Origin of the sequence: Thermanaerothrix daxensis, assembly GCF_001306145.1 — a bacterium.
Lineage (GTDB): Bacteria > Chloroflexota > Anaerolineae > Anaerolineales > Anaerolineaceae > Thermanaerothrix > Thermanaerothrix daxensis.
The window spans coordinates 114874-133369 of sequence record NZ_LGKO01000006.1 but is presented as its reverse complement, the minus strand read 5'-3'; the positions used below and the strand labels follow the sequence as shown (position 1 = coordinate 133369).

General features: G+C 64.0%; 20 protein-coding genes and 1 riboswitch. Of the genes, 12 read left to right on the top strand and 8 right to left on the bottom strand.

The genetic code is table 11. The features are described from left to right. Positions 1-24: 24 nt before the first annotated feature. Positions 25-88, bottom strand: a riboswitch (Fluoride riboswitch). A gap of 137 nt (positions 89-225) precedes the next feature. From SE15_RS13255 to SE15_RS14390, 7 genes are read left to right on the top strand one after another with little or no spacing between them, the layout of a single operon-like run. After that, positions 226-1173, top strand: a complete 948-nt coding sequence (locus SE15_RS13255) for a phosphoglycerate dehydrogenase (RefSeq protein ID WP_269082284.1) — start codon at positions 226-228, stop codon at positions 1171-1173. 29 nt (positions 1174-1202) lie between these two features. Continuing rightward, entirely contained in the window at positions 1203-1979 is a 777-nt protein-coding gene (locus SE15_RS13250; RefSeq protein ID WP_054522609.1) for an SDR family NAD(P)-dependent oxidoreductase, read from the top strand. Positions 1980-1984: 5 nt separating this feature from the next. Continuing rightward, positions 1985-2809: a 6-hydroxymethylpterin diphosphokinase MptE-like protein gene (locus SE15_RS13245; protein WP_236690041.1), complete on the top strand. Its 825-nt coding sequence runs from the start codon at positions 1985-1987 to the stop codon at positions 2807-2809. Next, positions 2806-3798, top strand: a complete 993-nt coding sequence (locus SE15_RS13240; RefSeq protein WP_083461955.1) for a glycosyltransferase family 2 protein — start codon at positions 2806-2808, stop codon at positions 3796-3798. Before SE15_RS13245 ends, SE15_RS13240 begins: the two co-directional genes overlap by 4 nt. Positions 3799-3836: 38 nt before the next feature. Beyond that, complete coding sequence (locus SE15_RS13235; protein ID WP_160316714.1) at positions 3837-5342, top strand: ArnT family glycosyltransferase; 1506 nt, start codon at positions 3837-3839, stop codon at positions 5340-5342. Then, the gene (locus tag SE15_RS13230; RefSeq protein WP_054522606.1) at positions 5339-6136 is read left to right on the top strand and encodes a glycosyltransferase family 2 protein; all 798 of its coding nucleotides are present in this window, start codon (positions 5339-5341) and stop codon (positions 6134-6136) included. The genes SE15_RS13235 and SE15_RS13230 overlap by 4 nt, the downstream gene beginning before the upstream one ends. Further along, positions 6137-6469 carry a YkvA family protein gene (locus tag SE15_RS14390; RefSeq protein ID WP_054522605.1) on the top strand — a complete coding sequence of 111 codons (333 nt, stop codon included), beginning with the start codon at positions 6137-6139 and terminating at the stop codon, positions 6467-6469. On the opposite strand, the gene SE15_RS13220 is transcribed toward SE15_RS14390, so the two are convergent. The 5 genes from SE15_RS13220 to SE15_RS13200 form a co-directional block, all read right to left on the bottom strand. Continuing rightward, the gene (locus tag SE15_RS13220) at positions 6460-7200 is read right to left on the bottom strand and encodes an ABC transporter ATP-binding protein (RefSeq protein WP_054522604.1); all 741 of its coding nucleotides are present in this window, start codon (positions 7198-7200) and stop codon (positions 6460-6462) included. The genes SE15_RS14390 and SE15_RS13220 overlap by 10 nt on opposite strands. Next, positions 7197-7847: an ABC transporter permease gene (locus SE15_RS13215; RefSeq protein ID WP_054522603.1), complete on the bottom strand. Its 651-nt coding sequence runs from the start codon at positions 7845-7847 to the stop codon at positions 7197-7199. Before SE15_RS13215 ends, SE15_RS13220 begins: the two co-directional genes overlap by 4 nt. Before the next feature lie 14 nt (positions 7848-7861). Continuing rightward, positions 7862-8698 (bottom strand): substrate-binding domain-containing protein, encoded by an 837-nt coding sequence (locus tag SE15_RS13210; protein ID WP_054522602.1) that lies wholly within the window; start codon positions 8696-8698, stop codon positions 7862-7864. A gap of 1 nt (position 8699) precedes the next feature. Beyond that, positions 8700-9671, bottom strand: a complete 972-nt coding sequence (locus SE15_RS13205; RefSeq protein WP_054522601.1) for a substrate-binding domain-containing protein — start codon at positions 9669-9671, stop codon at positions 8700-8702. A 148-nt stretch (positions 9672-9819) separates the two neighbouring features. Next, positions 9820-11289, bottom strand: a complete 1470-nt coding sequence (locus SE15_RS13200) for a potassium/proton antiporter (RefSeq protein ID WP_054522600.1) — start codon at positions 11287-11289, stop codon at positions 9820-9822. A 406-nt stretch (positions 11290-11695) separates the two neighbouring features. Between SE15_RS13200 and SE15_RS13195 the strand changes: the two genes are divergently transcribed. From SE15_RS13195 to SE15_RS13185, 3 genes are read left to right on the top strand one after another with little or no spacing between them, the layout of a single operon-like run. Then, positions 11696-12313 carry a MarR family winged helix-turn-helix transcriptional regulator gene (locus SE15_RS13195; RefSeq protein WP_054522599.1) on the top strand — a complete coding sequence of 206 codons (618 nt, stop codon included), beginning with the start codon at positions 11696-11698 and terminating at the stop codon, positions 12311-12313. 15 nt (positions 12314-12328) lie between these two features. Beyond that, positions 12329-12595 carry a glutaredoxin family protein gene (locus SE15_RS13190; RefSeq protein WP_054522598.1) on the top strand — a complete coding sequence of 89 codons (267 nt, stop codon included), beginning with the start codon at positions 12329-12331 and terminating at the stop codon, positions 12593-12595. A gap of 40 nt (positions 12596-12635) precedes the next feature. Next, on the top strand, positions 12636-13217 hold the full coding sequence (locus tag SE15_RS13185) for a protoglobin domain-containing protein (RefSeq protein WP_054522597.1): 582 nt from the start codon (positions 12636-12638) through the stop codon (positions 13215-13217). Between the two features lie 1087 nt (positions 13218-14304). On the opposite strand, the gene SE15_RS13180 is transcribed toward SE15_RS13185, so the two are convergent. Beyond that, positions 14305-15192, bottom strand: coding sequence for a helix-turn-helix domain-containing protein (locus tag SE15_RS13180; RefSeq protein WP_054522596.1), 888 nt, complete (start codon positions 15190-15192; stop codon positions 14305-14307). 596 nt (positions 15193-15788) lie between these two features. Here SE15_RS13180 and SE15_RS13175 point away from each other — a divergent pair. Beyond that, positions 15789-16010: a hypothetical protein gene (locus SE15_RS13175; protein WP_152965635.1), complete on the top strand. Its 222-nt coding sequence runs from the start codon at positions 15789-15791 to the stop codon at positions 16008-16010. A gap of 42 nt (positions 16011-16052) precedes the next feature. On the opposite strand, the gene SE15_RS13170 is transcribed toward SE15_RS13175, so the two are convergent. Together SE15_RS13170 and SE15_RS13165 are read right to left on the bottom strand one after the other, a co-directional pair. Then, a complete protein-coding gene (locus SE15_RS13170) occupies positions 16053-16565 on the bottom strand; it encodes a flavodoxin domain-containing protein (RefSeq protein ID WP_083461952.1) in 513 nt (170 codons plus the stop codon). Between the two features lie 82 nt (positions 16566-16647). Next, positions 16648-17160 carry a DinB family protein gene (locus tag SE15_RS13165; RefSeq protein ID WP_054522594.1) on the bottom strand — a complete coding sequence of 171 codons (513 nt, stop codon included), beginning with the start codon at positions 17158-17160 and terminating at the stop codon, positions 16648-16650. A 200-nt stretch (positions 17161-17360) separates the two neighbouring features. Between SE15_RS13165 and dnaN the strand changes: the two genes are divergently transcribed. Continuing rightward, on the top strand, positions 17361-18491 hold the full coding sequence (gene dnaN / locus SE15_RS13160) for a DNA polymerase III subunit beta (protein WP_054522593.1): 1131 nt from the start codon (positions 17361-17363) through the stop codon (positions 18489-18491). Positions 18492-18496 lie beyond the last annotated feature (5 nt).

The following is an 18496-nucleotide window of genomic DNA, read 5'->3' as shown; positions in this document are numbered from 1 at the left end:
CAAAGCCTCTACCGACCTGAGGATTCAGGGGCAGAGGCTATCAGTCGTGAACCGACGGTTTCAGGCGAGCCTCATCGCCAGCGAGATCCATTGTACCACCGCAAGCGCGCCGGGAACGTTAAGTAAATTGCCGCCGCCTGATGGTATAATCCCAGGCGCACATCAACCTGCGAGGGACGACCCTTGGGCTACACCGTTCTCATTTCTGCGCCGTACTTCCTGGCCGTGCTGGAACGCTTCCGGCCGCTGTTCGAGGCGTACCAGATGGACCTGATCACCCCGGCAGTCACCGAGCGCCTGGAGGAAGACGCTCTGCTGGCCTACGCCGGGCAGTTCGATGGGGCGCTGTGCGGCGACGACCGCTTCAGCGCACGCGTGCTGGAAGCCTGTGTCCCGCGCCTCAAGGTCATCTCCAAGTGGGGCACGGGCATTGATTCGATTGACCGCGAGGCCGCGGCGCGCCTGGGCATCCAGGTGCGCAACACCCCCAATGCCTTCACCCTGCCGGTGGCAGATACCGTCCTGGGCTACATCCTGGCCTTTGCCCGCCAACTACCCTGGATGGACCGCACGCTCAAAGCCGGCGGCTGGGAGAAACGAGCCGCACGCTCGCTCAGTGAATGCACCCTGGGCGTGATCGGGGTCGGCAACATTGGCAAGGCCGTCTTGCGGCGGGCGCGCGCCTTTGGCATGACCCTGCTGGGCAACGACATCGTGCCGATCGCGCCCGATTTCATCGCCGAGTACGGCGTGGAGATGGTTCCCCTGCGCCACCTGCTGGAACGCGCCGATTTCGTCAGCCTGAACTGCGACCTCAACCCCACCAGTTACCACCTGATCAACGCCGAAACGTTGGGGTGGATGAAGCCCACCGCCGTGCTGATCAACACCGCGCGCGGGCCGGTGGTGGACGAAGCCGCGCTGATTGCCGCCCTGCAGGCCGGGCGTATCGCCGGGGCGGCGCTGGATGTCTTCGAGGTGGAGCCCCTGCCCCTCGATTCGCCCCTGCGCCGCATGGAAAACGTCCTGCTGGCCGCCCACAATGCCAATGCCAGCCCGGCGGCCTGGGAGCGCGTGCACTGGAACACCCTGCGCAACCTGTTCGACGGCCTGGGACTGCCCACAGAGCCGTTAGCCACCTGGCAGGCGCGCCTGCGCCCGCCGGAGGTGTGAATTCATCCCTTGATGGAGGTGAGGTTGCCATGACCTCAACGACTGCCCCTGAGAACCGCGTGGTCCTGATCACCGGTGCCGCCGGCGGCATCGGCCGCGCCACGGTGCGCCTGTTTGCCGAGCGCGGCTGGCGCGTCATCGGCGTGGACCGCGCTCCCTTCGGTGCGGATTTTCCCGCCGAGGGCCTGTTCATCCAGTCCGATATCTCGCTGGCGGAAAACATTGCCGCCATCTTCGAGCGCGCCCAGATCTTCACCGACCGCCTGCATGCGCTGGTCAACAATGCCGCCATTCAGATCGCCAAGCCCTTCCTGGAAACCACGGTGGAAGAGTGGGATGCGGTGATGGCCTCCAACCTGCGTTCGGTATTCCTGGGGGTCAAACTGGCCTACCCGCTGCTGAAAGCCGCCGGGGAGAGCGCCATTGTCAACGTCTCCTCGGTGCATGCCATCCAGACCTCGGCCAACATCGCCGCTTACGCCGCCAGCAAGGGCGGCCTGCTGGCGCTGACGCGCGCCATGGCGATTGAATTCGCGCGAGATAACATCCGCGTGAACGCCATCCTGCCCGGTGCCGTGGATACCCCCATGCTGCGCGCCGGCCTGAACCGCGGCCACGTGGGCGGCGAGGATGTGCACGAGCGCCTGGAAAACCTGGCCCGCCGCACCGTCAACGGCCGCGTAGGTCAGCCCGAGGAAATCGCCCGCGCCATCTACTTCCTGGCCGACTCGCGCGAATCCTCGTTCATGACCGGCCAGGCCCTGGTGGTAGATGGTGGCGCCACCGCCCGCCTGAGCACGGAGTGAGGCCCGTGAAGCGCGACGCCCTCAAGCCCTTCATTCCCCCGCCTCTCTGGCGCCTGGGCTCCCGCACTTACTGGGGCTGGCGCAACCGCGGTCGGCACGTGCTGGCCCGCTGGCTCAGCCCACGCTGGGCAGCCAACCTGCGCCGCCTGGAAGCCTACCGCAACCGTCACGCCGGCCAGCGCTGTTTCATCATCGGCAACGGCCCCAGCCTGCGTAAGATGGACCTTTCGCCCCTGCGCCATGAGATCACCTTCGGCCTCAACCGTATCTACCTGCTCTTCCCCGAGGTGGGCTTCACCACCACCTACCTGGTTTCGGTCAACGACCTGGTGCTCCAGCAGTGTGCCGAGGAGATGCGAGCGCTGGCCCTGCCCAAGTTCATCACCTGGCGTGCGCGGCGCTGGTTCGCCGATGACCCCAACACCCTGTTCCTGGATACCGACTACACCGGCCCCGAGACCTTCAGCGGCGAGGCCACCGGCCGCCTGTTTGAGGGCTTCACAGTCACCTACGTTGCCATGCAACTGGCCTTCTTCATGGGGTTTTCGCAGGTCATCCTGATCGGGGTAGACCACAACTTTGCCACCCAAGGCCCGCCCAACGCGGCGGTGGTCTCCCAGGGCAATGACCCCAATCACTTTTCCCCCAACTACTTTGGCAAGGGCTTCAAGTGGCAACTCCCCGATCTGGAAGGCTCCGAACGCGCCTACCGCCTGGCGCGCGCGGCTTACGAGGCCGCCGGTCGCACCATCCTGGATGCCACCGTGGGCGGCAAATTGACCATCTTCCCCAAGGTGGAGTACACCCGCCTGTTTGATGCAACCGCATGATGCACCCGCTGGTTTCGATCATCACCCCCTCTTATAACCAGGCGGCTTTTCTGGAAACCACCCTGCGTTCGGTGCTGATGCAGGATTACCCGCGTATCGAGTACCTTGTGGTGGATGGTGGCTCCACCGACGGCAGCCTGGAGATCATCCGCCGCTACGCCGACCGCCTGGCCTGGTGGGTCTCCGAGCCCGACCGCGGCCAGGCCGAGGCCATCAACAAGGGCTTTGCCCGCGCGCAGGGCGAGATCGTCGCCTGGCTGAATTCGGACGATTGCTACTACACGCCCAAAGTGGTCAGCCAAGCCGTGGCGGCCCTGGAAGCCCACCCCGAAGCCAGCATGGTGTACGCAGATGGGGTGATGGTAGATGCCCAGGGCTACCTGCTGGACTGGCACCGCTACCCCCGCTACGACCTGGTGGACCTGCTGGCCTTTGAGGTCCTGCTCCAGCCCACCGTCTTCATGCGGCGGAGCGCGCTGGAAGCCGCTGGCTACCTGCGCCCCGAATTGCACCTGATCCTCGACCACGACCTGTGGATTCGTCTGGCCGCCGTGGGCCCGCTTTATCATGTCGAGGAGATTTGGGCGGTGGAACGCACCCACGCGCAGGCCAAGACCACGGCCCAGGCGGCCACGTTTGTGCACGAAGCCTTTGCCCTGATTCAATCCCTGGAGCAGATGCCCGCCTTTGCTCCCACCTTTGCCCGTCACCGCCGGCGAATTTACGCCGGTCTGCATGTCTTTGCGGCGCGCCGGCTGATCGATGCCGGCCAACCCCGCGCCGCCCTGCGCCATTTTGCCCACGCCTGGCGCCTGCAGCCGCGCCAGGTCCTGCGGCGCTGGTACAAGGTGGTGCAGGCTCTGGGGGGCGCCGTCGGCCTTCAGGCCCTCTTCCTCGGCTACCGCGCTCTGCGGCGGCGCGCTCAGCACGGGCGCAAGCGCCTGATGCTGACGCAGAACGGCTTCCAATGGGTGAGCGAAGCCCCATGAACGACCTGCCGCTGGTGAAATCAATGTCAGGAATCACAATGAGACACAAAAACTCCTTCTGGATAACTTTTTGGGTCAGCCTCTTTCTCCTGATTGGGCTCGGCATTCGCCTCTACGACCTTACCGATTTGCCCCTCGATTTCCACGCCACCCGGCAACTGTTCTCAGCCCTCAAAGCGCGTGGCCTCTATGCCGCTTTTGCTACCAATATGCCTGAATGGCAGCGCCAGATCGCCATACGCCAATGGAGAGAAATCGGGATCATCGAGCCCCCTATCATGGAATTCCTGGTTGCCCAAACTTATCGCTTTACGGGCCTACAGTTGTGGGTGGCACGGATATATTCCAGCCTCTTCTGGGTGTTGGGGGGACTTCCCGTGTTCTGGCTAGGACGCCGGCTGGGGCGCAATTGGGTCATCGGACTGATTGCCTTGGGGGTCTACCTTTCCGTCCCTTATGGCGGTATCGCTAGCCGCTCCTTTCAACCCGACCCGTTGATGGTCTCCCTGATGGTTTGGGCCTGGTGGGGAGCCTATACCTGGTACGAATCCCCCACCTTCCAACGCGCTGTCGTGGCAGGTTTGCTGGCCGGACTGGCCATTCTGGTCAAAAATTTGGTGGTTTTTCTCGTCCTACCCCCCCTACTTCTACTCTTATTCGAACGCTACCACTTGCAAATCTGGCGTCAACCCCAGGCCTGGGTGATTCTCATCCTGTCCGTTCTGCCCACAGGGGTTTACACCATATACGGGGTCTGGATCAGCGGCTTTCTTAAAAGTCAGTTCAGTGGCCGTTTCTTCCCACAATTGTGGATTGACCCCGTTTTTTACATTCGGTGGTTGGGGCAAATCGAACATGTGGTTGGGTCACGGTATTTATTCGCCCTGGGTTTGGCCGGCATATTCTTAAGCGCCTCTCCCACCCACCGACGTTGGTTACTCATTTTGTGGCTGGGTTATTTTGCCCTCGGTTTTGCCTTTTCTTATCACTACATGACCCACGACTACTATCACCTTCCTCTGATCCCCCTCATGGCGCTCTCCATCTCCCCAGTCGTGGATACGGTTTATCAGCGCTTGCGTGAATTAACGTTCAGTAAGTTTGCAACGGCTGTCCTGATCGGGGTATTGGTGATCCTTTTTGCCAACAATCTGTGGGATATCCGGGTAACCCTGAAGCGCAACGATTACCGCCATGAGGCCTCTTTCTGGGCAACTCTGGGTGAAAAACTGGCAAACGGCAGCGTCATGGCACTGACCCATGATTATGGCTATCGCCTGGCCTACTGGGGATGGAAAGATGCTGGTATTTGGCCCACTCAAGGGGATCTCTTCCTGCGTCAGTTGAGTGGCGGTTCCCCCGAAGACATCTTGCACGAATTCCAGGCCCACATTGAAGGCTTTGATTATTTTTTGATCACGTTAATGGGCGAATATGAGAATCAGCCTGTTCTTAAACAAACCCTGGAACAACACTATACACTTCTGGACCAGGGGGATGGCTATCTGATTTTTGACTTACGTCATCCTAAGGGAACCCCATGAACGACCTGCCGCTGGTCTCCATCGTCACGCCGTCCTTCAATCAGGCGCGCTTCCTGGAAGCCACCATCCGCTCCGTGCTCAGCCAGGACTACCCGCGCTTGGAATATATCATCGTGGATGGCGGCTCCACCGACGGCAGCCTGGAGATCATCCGCCGCTACGCCGACCGCCTGGCCTGGTGGGTCTCCGAGCCCGACCGCGGCCAGACGGATGCGATCAACAAGGGCTTTGCCCATGCCCACGGCGAGATCCTGGCCTGGCTCAACTCCGATGACACCTACGAGCCCGGCGCCGTGCGCGAGGCCGTGGCCTACCTCCAGGCTCACCCCGACGTGGGCCTGGTGTACGGGGATGCCCACTACATTGACGAGCACGGGCGCGTCATCGGGCGCTTCCCGGCCGCCCAGACCGATTACCGCCGCCTGCGCCGCGGCTACGTGCACATTCCCCAGCAGGCCGCTTTCTTCCGCGCCGCCCTGTGGCGCAAGGTCGGCCCGCTGGACCCCACCTTCTACTTCGCCATGGACTACGACCTTTGGGTGCGGCTGGCACGCGAGGCCCCCCTGCACTACGTCCCGCGGGTGTGGGCCAATTTCCGCCTGCACGGCGACGCCAAGACCATCCTGGCCGATGACCGCTGCTGGCCGGAGATGCTACGCGTCCACTTCCGCGATGGGGGCAGTTGGTTTTCTCCCATCGTCGCCAAGTACCTGGTGCGCAAACTGGTTGCCCCCTACCTGCGCTGGCGTCGCCGGCGCCTCTTTGAGCGGTATAATGAACGCGGAGGTGAATAAATGCCCCGCTCACTCCCCCGATCCATTCAGCCCTTCGAGGGCGGTAACCTGATCACCCGCGCCCGCCTGATCTTGCGCCTGCTGCGCGATCGGCGCGTGCATCCGCTGATCAAACTCATCCCCGTGCTCTCGCTGGCTTACCTCTTCATCCCCGACCTGGTCATCGGCCCGCTCGACGATGCCGCCGTGGTCTGGCTGGGCATGGCCATCTTTGTGGAACTCTGCCCACCCGAGGTAGTGGCGGAGCACTGGCGCGCCCTGGTGGAGGGCCCGGCGCCGGCTTCCACCCCGCCCGAGGTGATCGAAGGCGAATTCCGCGAGATTCAGGAATAGGCCGCGCGTTCCTCCGCCCCCAGGCGCCGGAGGTAGGCACCCACGGCCGCATTGACCGGCCGGGCAAAGACCTCTTGCACAGGCCCCACCTGCACCACCCGCCCCGCGAGCATGACCGCCACCCGCGTGGCCAGGGTGCACGCTTCTTCCAGTTCGTGGGTGACCAGGATGGCGGTGGTGCGCGTCTCGCTCAGGATGGCGTGAAAGTCCTCGCGCAGGCGCTCGCGGGTGGGTGCGTCCAGCCCCGCAAACGGCTCATCTAGCAGCAGCAAGGTGGGTTCCAGCGCCAGCGCGCGCGCCAGGCTGACCCGCCGGGCTTCACCCCCCGAAAGTTGGGTTGCCGGCCGCCCGGCCAGGTGCGCCACCCCCAGGCGCTCCAGCCAGCGCCGGGTGCGCTGGCGGATCTCCGCGGCGGGTAGCCCCCGAAACCGCAGTCCCAGCGCCACGTTGTTCCACACCGTGGTGCTCACCAGCAGGGCATCCTGCAACACCAGCCCCAAATGCCGGCGGTAGGTCAGGTCATCCCGGATTTCCTCGCCGTTCAGGCGCAGGCTTCCCTGCGTCGCCTTGAGAATGCGCGCCAGCCCCAGGAGCAGGGTTGTCTTCCCCGCTCCGTTCGGGCCGATCAGCACCAGGGTCTCGCCGGCATACACCGTCAGCCGCTCCACCTGCACGGCAAAATGGGCATTACGCGGTACGCACAACCGGTGGACTTCCAGCAAAGGCTTCATCGTCGTCCTCGCTGTTGCAGGAGGGTGAGCCCCCAATTGACGAGGAAGGTCAGCCCCAGGAGCAGCGCTCCCAGCGCCAGCGCCCGATCAAAGGCACCCCTGCTGGTTTCCAGCACAATCGCCGTGGTCAGCACGCGCGTCTGCCCCTTTATGTTGCCCCCCACCATCATCGAAGCCCCCACCTCCGAGATCACCGCCCCGAACCCCGCCATTAGCGCGGCCAGGATCGGCAGACGCGCCTCGCGCCACAGCACCAGCACCATCTGCACCCGCGAGGCGCCCAGCCCGGCCAGTTGCCACTGTAGGCGCACATCCAGTTGTTGCAGGGCCGAGGCGGTCAGCCCGGTCACCACCGGCAGGGCGATCAGGGTTTGGGCAATCACAATGGCAGTGGGGGTGTAAATCAGGTTCAGCCCACCCAGCGGGCCGGAGCGCCAGAGCAGCATGGCCACCACCAGCCCCACCACCACTGGCGGGAGCCCCATCCCGGTGTTGATCAGGCTGAGCAGAAACGTCTGCCCGCGGAAGCGCCCCAGCGCCAGCCAGGTGCCCAGGGGCAGCCCCAGGAACAGGCTCAGCCCGGTAGCGGTCAGGGAGATGCGCAGCGAGAGCGCGGTAATCTGCCAGATCTCGGCCTCTGGGATCATGTGTCTTCCTCACGTCAGGGGGTTATGGCATCGGGCACAAACAGAGGTTCGCCGTAGGTTTCCACCCCGAATGTACCGATCCGGCGCTGCGTTTCGGGGTCAAGCAGAAATTCCAGGAAAGCCCGCGCACCCACGTAATTGACGTGCGGCCACTTTTCGGGGTTGACGGTAATGACGTGGTAGATGTTTTGCAGGCGGGGGTCGCCTTCCACCAGCGGGCGCAGGCCGATCTTCGCGCGGTATGCCAGGTAGGTACCCCGGTCGCTCAGGGTGTAGGCCCGCTTCTCCGCCGCCACCATCAGCGTGGCGCCCATGCCCTGCCCCGTCTCCAGGTACCAGGCCTGCCCCTGCGGTTGGAGGCCGGCGGATTCCCACAGGCGCAGTTCCAGAGCGTGGGTGCCCGATTGATCCCCCCGTGAGACGAACCGCGCCCCCCGGGCCGCAATGCGGCGCAATGCCGTGAGGATATCTGCCCCCTGCACCTGGGCCGCATCCTCCGGCGGGCCCAGCAGGATGAAATCGTTGTGCATGACCTGCACGCGATCTTTCCCCCACCCGGCCTGCATAAACGCCTCCTCGGCCTCCGGGGAATGCACCAGCAACACATCTGCGTCGCCCCGCTCCCCCATCTTAAGCGCCTGGCCGCTCCCCACCGCCACCACCTTGACCGGATAGCCGCTCTGGGCTTCAAAGCGGGGGATGAGCACGTCCAGCAATCCGCTATCCTGCGTGCTGGTGGTGGTGGCCAGGATCAGCGTGGCCGGGGGCGTCACACCCGCCGGGCGGGCGGCACAGGCGGCCAGCCCCATGCTCAAGGCCACACTCACGAGGAAAGACCACCAACGCTTCATATCATTCCTCCAACGAGAGAAGAGTTCCGCTCTGAGCGGGATCGTAGCCGGGCAGAGCGCGCACGCGGCGGCGATAGGCCGCGCTTTGCAGAAAATCCAGCAGGGGCGCGAGGCGCTCGCGCTGTTCCATGCCAAAGACCAGGTCGTAGCGCTCGGCAAACAGGGGGATGAAGACCAACCCGAAGCGCGCCGCCGCGGCTTCCAGCCCCACCGCCACATCGGCCTGCCCCTGCGCCACCAGTGCCGCCGCCTCGGTGTGGGTGCTGACCACCTGCCGGGGGGCCGGCAGGGCCAGCCCCAGGCGCCGCACCGTCTGCTGCATCCACAGGTGCGTGCCTGACCCCGGGTTGCGCCCTACCCAGCGCAGCCCCGGGCGGGCCAGGTCGCTCAGGTCACGCAGGCCGAGGGGGTTGCCGGGAGCCACCATCAACCCCTGGATGCGGTACGCCAGGGTGACCACCCCCACGGTGCGATCGGGGAAAAGGTGGCGCAGGGTGGGCAGGTTGAAATCGCCTCCGGGTTCATGCAGGTGCGCCCCCGCCAGGTGGCAAAGCCCCTGCCGCAGGGCCACCAGCCCATTGAGCGAGCCCTGCGGCATGGCCAGGAGCAGGAGGTGGGGTTCCAGCGCTTCGGCCAGTTGCTCCAGCGCCAAGTCGTGACTCCCTGCGAAGATGACCACGGGTTGAGAAACCGCCGGCAGTACCCAGTGCTGGAAAAGCAGTCCCTCGCTGCACGCCCGGTAGTACTTCTCAGTGACACGCCCGCGCTTGCGCACCTCGCTTAATTCCACCACCCCGGCTTCCACCAGCACGCTGAGGTGGTGGCGCACCCAGGCCGGGGATTGCCCCACCGCCTGCGCCAGTTGGGTGAGAGTGGCCGGCCTGCGCATGAGCAGGCCCAGCAGGCGCATCCGGTGCGGGTCGCTGACCCGGCGCGCCACCTCGGGATCGGAGCAGAGGAACACCTTGCGCATGACGTTTAAGGAAAAACTTAATCGTTACATCCATTATAGTTATCTGCGCTCCACGGGTCAATGCTTTCATGCGCCCGAATGTTCAGGCTGCCCGGCGGTTTATGCCCCGCGCCCCTTGCCCGATCCCGGCCCTGCCTGCCCACCCCCCTCAGCCTGCCGACTCAGGGTCGGGCAAGCCGAACCTGGCAACGATATCCTTCAAGGAGCCCGGATCGGAGAGCACCAGCAGCACGTCCCCACCCTGGAGCACGGTGCCCCCGCTTGGCAGCACAAAATCCTTCCCGCGGGCAACCAGGATGATCAAAAAGTCGTCCGGAAGCCCCAGTTCCACAATGGCTTTTCCAACCAGTCTGGAATCAGGGGGGATGTGGATTTCCTTGAGTTCGCCCTTCAATCCCTCCATGGGGGTGTATTCAATGGGATACACACGGCGGGGGAGAAGGGGCGCATCCACGCCCAGCCATTTGGCCACATAGGGGATGGAAGTGCCCTGCAGTAACACGGACGTCAGCACGACGAAGAAAATCACATTGAAAATGAGTTCGGCTTGCGGAAGCCCGGCGAGAAAGGGGAACGTCGCCAGAATGATGGGGGCCGCACCGCGCAAGCCCACCCAGGAAACGAACGCCTTTTCCCGCCAGTGCAACGCGCTGGGAAGCAAACTAAGGAACACACTCAGAGGACGGGCAACCCCCATTAACCAAACGGCAATGAGCAATCCCGGCCCCAGAATGGGAACCAGGCGCGAAGGAAAGACCAGCAAGCCGAGCGTCAAGAACATGATGATCTGCATGATCCAGGCCATCCCGTCATGGAAGCGTCCCAGACTCTTCTTGTGGATGAAATGATGCTGCCCCAGAACCAACCCGGCCAGGTAGACGGCCAAAAAGCCGCTTCCACCGCAGACCGCGGTCAATCCAAAGGTGAGGAAGACGAGCGCCAGGGTCAGGACGGGATAAAGCCCCTCGTACCCCAATTTGAGGTGGTTGATCAGGTACAGCATGACCCTCCCCATGCCATACCCCAGGCCGGCGCCGATGAGCATCTGTTTGAAAAATAACCCCACCAGCGCCAGCGGCGAGGTCTCGGGCTGCTGGATGTACTGGATCAAACCGATGGTGAGGAAGATCGCCATTGGGTCATTACTGCCCGACTCCAATTCCAGCAGGGGCTTGAGTTTGCCTTTCAGATTTATCCCTTTGGAGCGCAGCACCGAAAAAACCGCCGCCGCATCCGTGGATGAGACGATGGCGCCGAGCAGTAGCCCCTCCATCAGCGAGAGATTGAGCAGCCAGTGGGCAAAAAAGCCCACCGCCAGCGCCGTCAGAAGCACCCCCAGCGTGGCGAGCAGCAGCCCCTCCTTAGTCACCAGGCGCACCTTCTTCCATTCCGTGCTAAGCCCGCCCGAGAACAGAATCAGAATCAGCGCGCACACCCCCACAAACTGCGCCACCGCCGGATCATCGAAGTAGATACCGCCCGGCCCATCCGATCCGGCCAGCATTCCCAGAATCAAGAAGAGCAAGAGAGCCGGCACGCCAAAGCGGTCGGAAATCTTACTGGCCAGAACACTGATGAGGAGAAGGGCAGAAGCCCCAATCAGAACGTATTCGTTCAAAACCTGCTCCTCACAACCCCTGCGGGAGGGGGGCACACCGCGCCGCTCCTGAGCGGGTGCCCGGAATGCCCGGGTGCGCTCTGCCCACCAGCCAACCGCCCTACCCCGTCCAAGGCTGACATTGCGTACGAACTCCCATCTAGTCCATACGAAGGACGGGCGTTAAGGTATTATAACGGAAGCAGGGTGGCAGTGAACCGAAAAGAGCCTCATCGTCGCCAGGAAGGGCAGGTTGGTGGCATCAAGGAGAGCCTGCTGGCGGCCCTCTAGGTCATCAGACGACGGCCCGTTGGTCCGGGCGCGTTTTCCCCTTTCATCTACCGCGCCTTTTGAGCCGGTGCTCCTGCCCAGATATATCTTGACAAATTTACTCTATTTTCCTATAATTATTTAGGAGTACGAAATAATGTCAGGTTTAGATCCGCGTTCCCGCACCACCCCCCTTGCACAGACCCTGGTAGGGCTGTACCGCCTCAGCCAGGGGCTACAGCACCGCCTGCGCGAACGGGCCCAGGCACATGGACTTTCCCCGGCTCAGGCTCAGGCCTTGCTTTTCCTCAAGTATGCCCGCCCGGGTGTGCGCACCATCGGCGGGCTGGCCCAGCGCCTGGGTTGCGCGCCCGCCACTGCCAGTGAAGTGGCCGATGCGCTCGAACGCAAGGGGCTGATCCGGCGGCAGCCTCTCCCCGCCGACCAGCGCGTCATCACCCTGGCACTCACTCCCGCCGGCGCACACAAGGTGAATGCCCTCGAAGACCTGCTCGATGACCTCGAAGCGGCCCTGGCGACCCTGCCGCCCACCCAGCAGGAAGCCCTGCTCCAGGCCACTCAGGCGCTGGTGCGCGTCCTCCAGCAGGCGGGCCACGTGGTGGTGTACGAAATGTGCTGGGGCTGTCAGTTTTTCCGCCCCAACGCCCACCCCAACGACCCCACTGCGCCACACCATTGCGCCTTCGTGGATGCCCCCCTGCCCGAACCCAATACCTACTTAGAGTGTCCCGATTTCATCCCGCGTTCCCCCTGAAAGGAGGTGATGCCCATGCCCGTCTCGATCACCCTCTTCGGTGCCCAGGATTGCGAGGATACCGCCCGCACCCGGGCTGACCTGCAAGCACGGAGCGTACCCTTCCACGAAGTCAATATCGCCAACGATCCTACCGCCGAGCACTTCGTGATTTTCATCAACCACGGCTTCCGCAGTACCCCCACGCTGGTGATCGGGACCGGCAAACGCAAAATTATTCTGACCGAACCCCAAGCCACCGACCTAGATTGGGCACTGTCTCTGCTGCCCGCATTGGAATAAACCCTCTGCATTCCCATCTATCCCCAAAAGGAGGTTCACCATGAGCGCCATTCCCGGTTACACCTATGGCTTGACGGAAGCGCGTTCCCCGCTAAGCCCGACCGATCTGGAGCACCTCAAACAGGCCGTGCTCTTCGGCCCGGAAGACGAGCACTACCTGCGTCTGGCCGGTGAGGTGCTGGCCGACCAGATCGAAGAGATCCTGGACGTATGGTACGGGTTTGTGGGTTCTCACCCCCACCTGGTTTACTACTTCACCGATGGCCACGGCAACCCCAACGCCGAATACCTGGCTGCCGTACGCCGGCGGTTTGGGCAGTGGATCCTGGATACCTGCACCCGCCCCTACGATCAGGACTGGCTGAACTACCAGCACGAGATCGGCTTGCGCCACCACCGCAGTAAGAAAAACCGCACCGACGGCGTCGAGGCCGTGCCGATCGTGCATCACCGCTATCTGGTGGCTTTTATCTACCCCATCACCGCCACCATCAAACCCTTCCTGGCGCGTAAAGGCCACAGCCCCGAAGAGGTGGAAAAGATGCACCAGGCCTGGTTCAAATCGGTGGTGATGCAGGTGGCCCTGTGGAGCGCACCCTACGTACACCCGGAAGACTTCTAAAGAGTCAGGGGCACCCCACCAGCCGGGTGCGTGACCCACGGCAAGGAGCGACGCCTCCGGGCGGGGGCGGTGCCCTATCATTAGTCTACCGCGCCCCGCGCCGGGGTGTCAACACCCCCGCGGGCGGAAAAGCAAATGCCCGCCCGCTGAGCGCCGGTTTGGGGCTGGGCCGGCTCTCGAGGCGCACCTTGCGCCTTATCCCCCTGCCCTTAAATCGGCGGGGGGTGCGGCACCGTGGCCCCGCCACCCCCCAGCCCTGCGTCACCCCCCTTTGCCCTTCTAAAGGGGTTCCGGGCAAGGGGGATGACGTTGAGAGCCCCAGCACGAGGGCGGGACTTCGAACTTGACAAACTCCCTGTCCACACACAGCACATTGACATTCCGGGTTTCCTCCCCTTCCTCCGTGATAAAATCCACCACCGCCTGCCATTCGGGACCGCTTCCATACCATGTAGGCCTCCCAGATCACCAGTTGAACGTCATCCGCATTTATATGTACAGCGCCGCCTGCCCGACGATGCCGCAGAAGGGAATAGTCCCCGGTAAGCAGGCCCGTATTGTGCTTCGTTCCCCCTTCCAGGCCGGTAAATTCGCGGTACTCGAACACTACCCCTTCCGCAGTGCAATCAAAGCACCAGACATCCACCTGCCATTTCTCGTCCTTATTGGTGAGTGCCAAAGTCCGCCGTCAACCACCGCGTTTGTTTTTTGAGGTCCGGGCTGTCGTCTCGATACAGGTAGGCCTTGAGGCTATCGCCTGTATTATGCTCCTCAATATCACCATCCCCGGCGGACAGTCCGAACACATATTTACCATTGGAGATCCCGGTATCCAGGTGCTATCCACCTTTTAATTTTAGTTTGGCCCGCCTCGTCCACGAGGTACGCCCGCGGGCTGTTGGCATCCACGTAGGTGTGGCCGGTCAGCGTGATCACCCCCTGGGGGAAGAGCGGTTTTCCCCCATTTCCACCGGTTCAACGGGGCACCCCCACCAGAACCCCGCATGCGCCCAGGACCCCGCCGGCCCCGCGGCGATGGTCCCACCGCGCCGCCCAACGGGCCGGTAAGCCGCAACCCCGCAGGCTTTTACAGCGCGTCGCGAAAGCGCACCAGCGCGCTCTGCAGGTCTGCCACTTCCTCCGCGCTCAGGCAAGCCCAGGGGGCATAAAAGTAGCGATCCGTCGTTTCCTCGGCCGCCTGGCGGATTTCGTTTCCCACCTCGGTCACCCGGTAGGCCCCTGCGCTTTCTGCCACCCAGCCGCGCTCGAGCAGCGCTGCCAGCGCGCATTGGTAATCCTCGCGCGTAAAGCCGCGGTGCTTCAACTTCTGGCACAGGTCATCCAGCGTGGCGGCCTCCCCGCGCCAAAGGTAGGTGAAGGCCTCCCACGCCGGTCCTTCCACGGCGTGAGGGCGCCAGGCGGCCAGGTGAGCGTCGTCGCGGTAGGCTGCCAAATCGCTCAAATACTGATCAATGCGAATCACCCCACACGCCTCCGCGCCGGGGTCCATCCTCCGCGAGAGCCGCAAGCACTCCTTTTCGGGGGGCTCGGGGGCCGCCAGGCAAGACCGCACCAGACGCATGAGGAGATCGGCCAGGTGCTCCAAGGCCTCCTCCGGCAGGGGCTGGAGCGTGGTCATCTGCGCATACCCGGCCTCAACCAGCCGTTCGGCGGCCCACCGGCCCAACTCGGTCAGGCTGTAGGCCTGCGGCGTGCCGGGCACCTCTGCCAGGAACCCCTGCCCGGCCGCGGCGGCCAGGCGCTCGTTGTACCACTGGGGGGACGTGTAGGGAGAACGCAGGCGCAAGCGCGCCGCCGAGATGGGTTCGGGAGTGAACAACCATGCCTCCAATAACCAGCCATGCCAGTCGGGCAGGCGCAACTCGGCCGCCACCCGATTCATCTCGGGGGTGTACTGTCGGCCCAGCGCGCGGAGCGCTTCCAGCGCCGTGGGCCAAAGCCGGATTGCCTGCATGGGCCACCTCCTTTCAGCACCAGTACCTCAGGTCTTCGGTGGAAACGCCGCGCGGGCAGGGCATTCACGCCACGCCAAGGGAGATCCTCCGCCCCCCTCCGGCAGTCCCGGCGGGTGCCTGGCCCAGGTGCCCGCCGACCCCGCGCCGTGGATGGGCTTTCACCCCCGCCGTTTCCTGGCCTGCGCTTACCCGTCCGGTTGGGCGCTCCGACCAGGGATCTGCCCACACAGGGTTTTCCGCATCTCACTTCGTTTATAGCACACCCACGGGCCCGGGACAACGACCCCCCGCCCGATGGTGGCTCGGAACGAGAGAGCCGCTCCCCTCCAGCAAGGCCCGGGGGTGGTGCGTGTGGGGGGAACCATGCAAGTGCCTCACCCGGTGCGGCAACAGCCTCCCATCGCGGATCGCCGAATAGCAGGAGCACCTCCGGGCCGAGGGTGAGCCGGCCGTCTACCGAACCCCCCATAAATCACAACCTTCGGTCTCACAGGGCACCTTTCCTTTCCGGAGGAGAAACACCGGGCCGATGAACGGCCTGAGCAGCAGCGGGGCGAAGCCCAGCACGGGCACGCGGAGCAGAAGGGCCTGCGCCATGCCGAACTACGGCCGGGCGGGCGCCGGCCGCTGGAGGATCCGCCAGGCCGTCAACGTCAGCCAGCGCGAGGGCGTGCTTTTCTGGCCAAACCCCCATGCTTTCCATGCCGTCCAGATAAGCTTCATGCGCTTCATCTATACCCCCACCCCCGAGTGGACGGCCCGCCCAACCCCGCATATCTGGCGGTTATACTGGCCAATGACGCCAGATATGCGGTAAGTCTCTCTGCGCTCGCTGGCGGTGGGGGGGCCCGCACCCACCTCAGGCTTCTGCCAGCGCCGCCGTAATCCGCCGGGCCCAGCCCTCAATCATCGCCCAGTCGCGAAAATCACCGATGGGGGCTTTGAGCGCCTTGAGGATCAGCCGCTCCGCCAGATTCAATTTCTCCGGCCAGATGGCGCCGTGGAAGAAAGCCACGTCCCGCGGACGGATCTGCTCCGCCAGCGCTTGCAGGTCCTGCGGGAAGCGCCAGCCCTGCATCAGCGCCACCGGGTCGCCGCTCCCGGTTGGCCCGGAGGAAAACAACCAGGTGGGACGCTCGGCCAGCGCCCCGGCATGCGTTTTCAGATACGCGGCGGCAGGCGCCAGCCAGCGCCCGGCGTACACGCCACTGCCCAGCACCACCGCGTCGTAGGCAGTGGGCGAGCCGGCCCGATCAACCTCGGCCAGGGTGACCTGGAGGCCGGCCTGGCGCAAAACCTCGGCGATGCGCTCGGCAATGCCGCGCGTCGCCCCGTACTTGGTGGCATAGGCCACCAGCACATGCAGAGTCATGGGGAAAATTCCTTTCTCAGATAGGGATGGGGCAACCCAGGGCACGCCCGTGCCGCCCGTATTTCAGATCCGCGGTGGGGTCTCACCACTCACCGGCGTAATCCACGCGGTACGGCTCGGCCAGGCGGCGCTGGCGCGCGTAGCGCAATTCCACCAACTGGCGCAGGTGCAGGGTATCGTGCGCCACCCACGCCGCCAGCAAATCCCCCGCACGAATCGGGCCCGAAGGCGCCGGGTAGGTGGCCTCCCAGTCCGCCGTCTCTCTGATCCTGTCCAGCCAGACCACCGAGCGCTCGCGTTCGCGCATGAACTCGCTCAGCACCTCGTCAAGGTCGCGCTGGTTGTAGTGGGCCAATTCGGGCGCGCTGGCCGGGTCAATCGGCGTCCAGGATTGTTCGGGGTGGAAGAGTACCCCCTCCAGGCGCGGGCGAAAGTCGTGGCGCTCCTCCTCGATCAGGTGGCCCAGCACTTCCAGCGCCGACCACGCCCCGGGCGCCGGGCGCTGACGCGCCTCCTCCGGCGGAAACTCCACCATCAGGCTGTAGATGATCCCCGCCGCATGAGCCAGGTCTTGAAACAGGGCTTTCACATGCATTGCGCTGCCTCCTCTTTTATCCGCTCACTACCAGAGCATTGACCGTGCTAAGCCCATTATACAACCTGGCCGAACAACACACAGGCCGGGGCAAGCATGAGTTTTTTGGGCAGCGTGAAAGACTGGTCATTTGGGCACTCTCGTTGTATACTTTTGGCAAAGTTTCTCAATGCGCATCTTGCGGGAGGGTGGCAGCCAACATGAAACTCACCGTTCAGCAACCCCATTTAGCCCATGGCCTGAGCCTGGTCTCACGTGCAGTCGCCACGCGCAGCACCCTGCCGGTGCTCTCCAACGTCCTGCTGGCCACCGACGAGGGCCGCCTGCGCCTCTCGGCCACCAACCTGGAACTGGGCATCTCTTGCTGGATCCCGGCGCAGATTGCCGAAGAGGGCGCACTGACTGTGCCCGCGCGCACGCTGAGCGACATGGTCAGCGTCTTCCCCAGCGAAAGCATTGCCCTCGGCCTCAAAGTCGGCAGCGGCAACATCCTCAGCCTGCAGTGCAGTAGCAGCCAGGCCGAATTGCGCGGCATCTCGGCGGATGAATTTCCGCCCATGCCCGCCCCCGACAGCAGTGATGGCCTCGTCTTCAAAGCCGCCGAACTCAAGGAGATGATCCAGCAGGTGGTGTTCGCCGCCTCCACCGACGAAAACCGCCCCGTGCTGCAAGGCGTGCTGATCGAGATTGCCGGTGAGGAAGTGACCTTTGCCGCCACAGACGGCTTCCGCATCTCGGTGCGCAAGATGACGTTGGAAACTCCTGCCGCGGCCCCCCTGCGCCTCATCGTCCCGGCGCGCGCGCTCAACGAACTGGCGCGCATCCTGACCGATGGCGAGCAAACCGTGACCATGCTCGTCCCGCCCGGGCGCGGCCAGGTGGTCTTCCGCCAGCGGGAGGTCGAACTGGTTTCGCAACTGATCGAGGGCAACTTCCCCGACTACAAGGTCATCATTCCGCGCGCCGCGCGCACCCACGTCGTGCTTTCGACCGGCGCCTTCGCCAAGGCCTGCCGGCAGGCCGAGATCATCGCCCGCGAGGGCAACAACGTGGTACGGCTGAACCTGCAGCCCCGCGCGGATGCCCCCGGCCTGGTGGAGGTCTCCGCCCAATCCGAGCAGACCGGCGCCACCCAGGTGAGCCTGGATGCCAACATCGAGGGGCCGGGCTTGCTGATCGCCTTCAACGTGCGCTTCCTGCGCGAGGTGCTGGATGTGATCAAAACCCCCAGTTTCGCCCTGGAGATGAACGCCAACAACGCCCCGGTCACCATCCGGCCAATTGGCGATGAATCGTTTATTCACGTGTTGATGCCGATGCACTTAGGTTAGGAGGC

Bases quoted from the DNA above. Each gene is read 5' to 3' on its own strand.
- SE15_RS13250 (WP_054522609.1), top strand. From the start codon at position 1,203: ATGACCTCAACGACTGCCCCTGAGAACCGCGTGGTCCTGATCACCGGT.
- SE15_RS13240 (WP_083461955.1), top strand. From the start codon at position 2,806: ATGATGCACCCGCTGGTTTCGATCATCACCCCCTCTTATAACCAGGCG.
- SE15_RS13235 (WP_160316714.1), top strand. From the start codon at position 3,837: ATGAGACACAAAAACTCCTTCTGGATAACTTTTTGGGTCAGCCTCTTT.
- SE15_RS13230 (WP_054522606.1), top strand. From the start codon at position 5,339: ATGAACGACCTGCCGCTGGTCTCCATCGTCACGCCGTCCTTCAATCAG.
- SE15_RS14390 (WP_054522605.1), top strand. From the start codon at position 6,137: ATGCCCCGCTCACTCCCCCGATCCATTCAGCCCTTCGAGGGCGGTAAC.
- SE15_RS13220 (WP_054522604.1), bottom strand. From the start codon at position 7,200: ATGAAGCCTTTGCTGGAAGTCCACCGGTTGTGCGTACCGCGTAATGCC.
- SE15_RS13215 (WP_054522603.1), bottom strand. From the start codon at position 7,847: ATGATCCCAGAGGCCGAGATCTGGCAGATTACCGCGCTCTCGCTGCGC.
- SE15_RS13210 (WP_054522602.1), bottom strand. From the start codon at position 8,698: ATGAAGCGTTGGTGGTCTTTCCTCGTGAGTGTGGCCTTGAGCATGGGG.
- SE15_RS13205 (WP_054522601.1), bottom strand. From the start codon at position 9,671: ATGCGCAAGGTGTTCCTCTGCTCCGATCCCGAGGTGGCGCGCCGGGTC.
- SE15_RS13195 (WP_054522599.1), top strand. From the start codon at position 11,696: ATGTCAGGTTTAGATCCGCGTTCCCGCACCACCCCCCTTGCACAGACC.
- SE15_RS13190 (WP_054522598.1), top strand. From the start codon at position 12,329: ATGCCCGTCTCGATCACCCTCTTCGGTGCCCAGGATTGCGAGGATACC.
- SE15_RS13185 (WP_054522597.1), top strand. From the start codon at position 12,636: ATGAGCGCCATTCCCGGTTACACCTATGGCTTGACGGAAGCGCGTTCC.
- SE15_RS13180 (WP_054522596.1), bottom strand. From the start codon at position 15,192: ATGCAGGCAATCCGGCTTTGGCCCACGGCGCTGGAAGCGCTCCGCGCG.
- SE15_RS13175 (WP_152965635.1), top strand. From the start codon at position 15,789: ATGCCGAACTACGGCCGGGCGGGCGCCGGCCGCTGGAGGATCCGCCAG.
- SE15_RS13170 (WP_083461952.1), bottom strand. From the start codon at position 16,565: ATGACTCTGCATGTGCTGGTGGCCTATGCCACCAAGTACGGGGCGACG.
- SE15_RS13165 (WP_054522594.1), bottom strand. From the start codon at position 17,160: ATGCATGTGAAAGCCCTGTTTCAAGACCTGGCTCATGCGGCGGGGATC.
- dnaN (WP_054522593.1), top strand. From the start codon at position 17,361: ATGAAACTCACCGTTCAGCAACCCCATTTAGCCCATGGCCTGAGCCTG.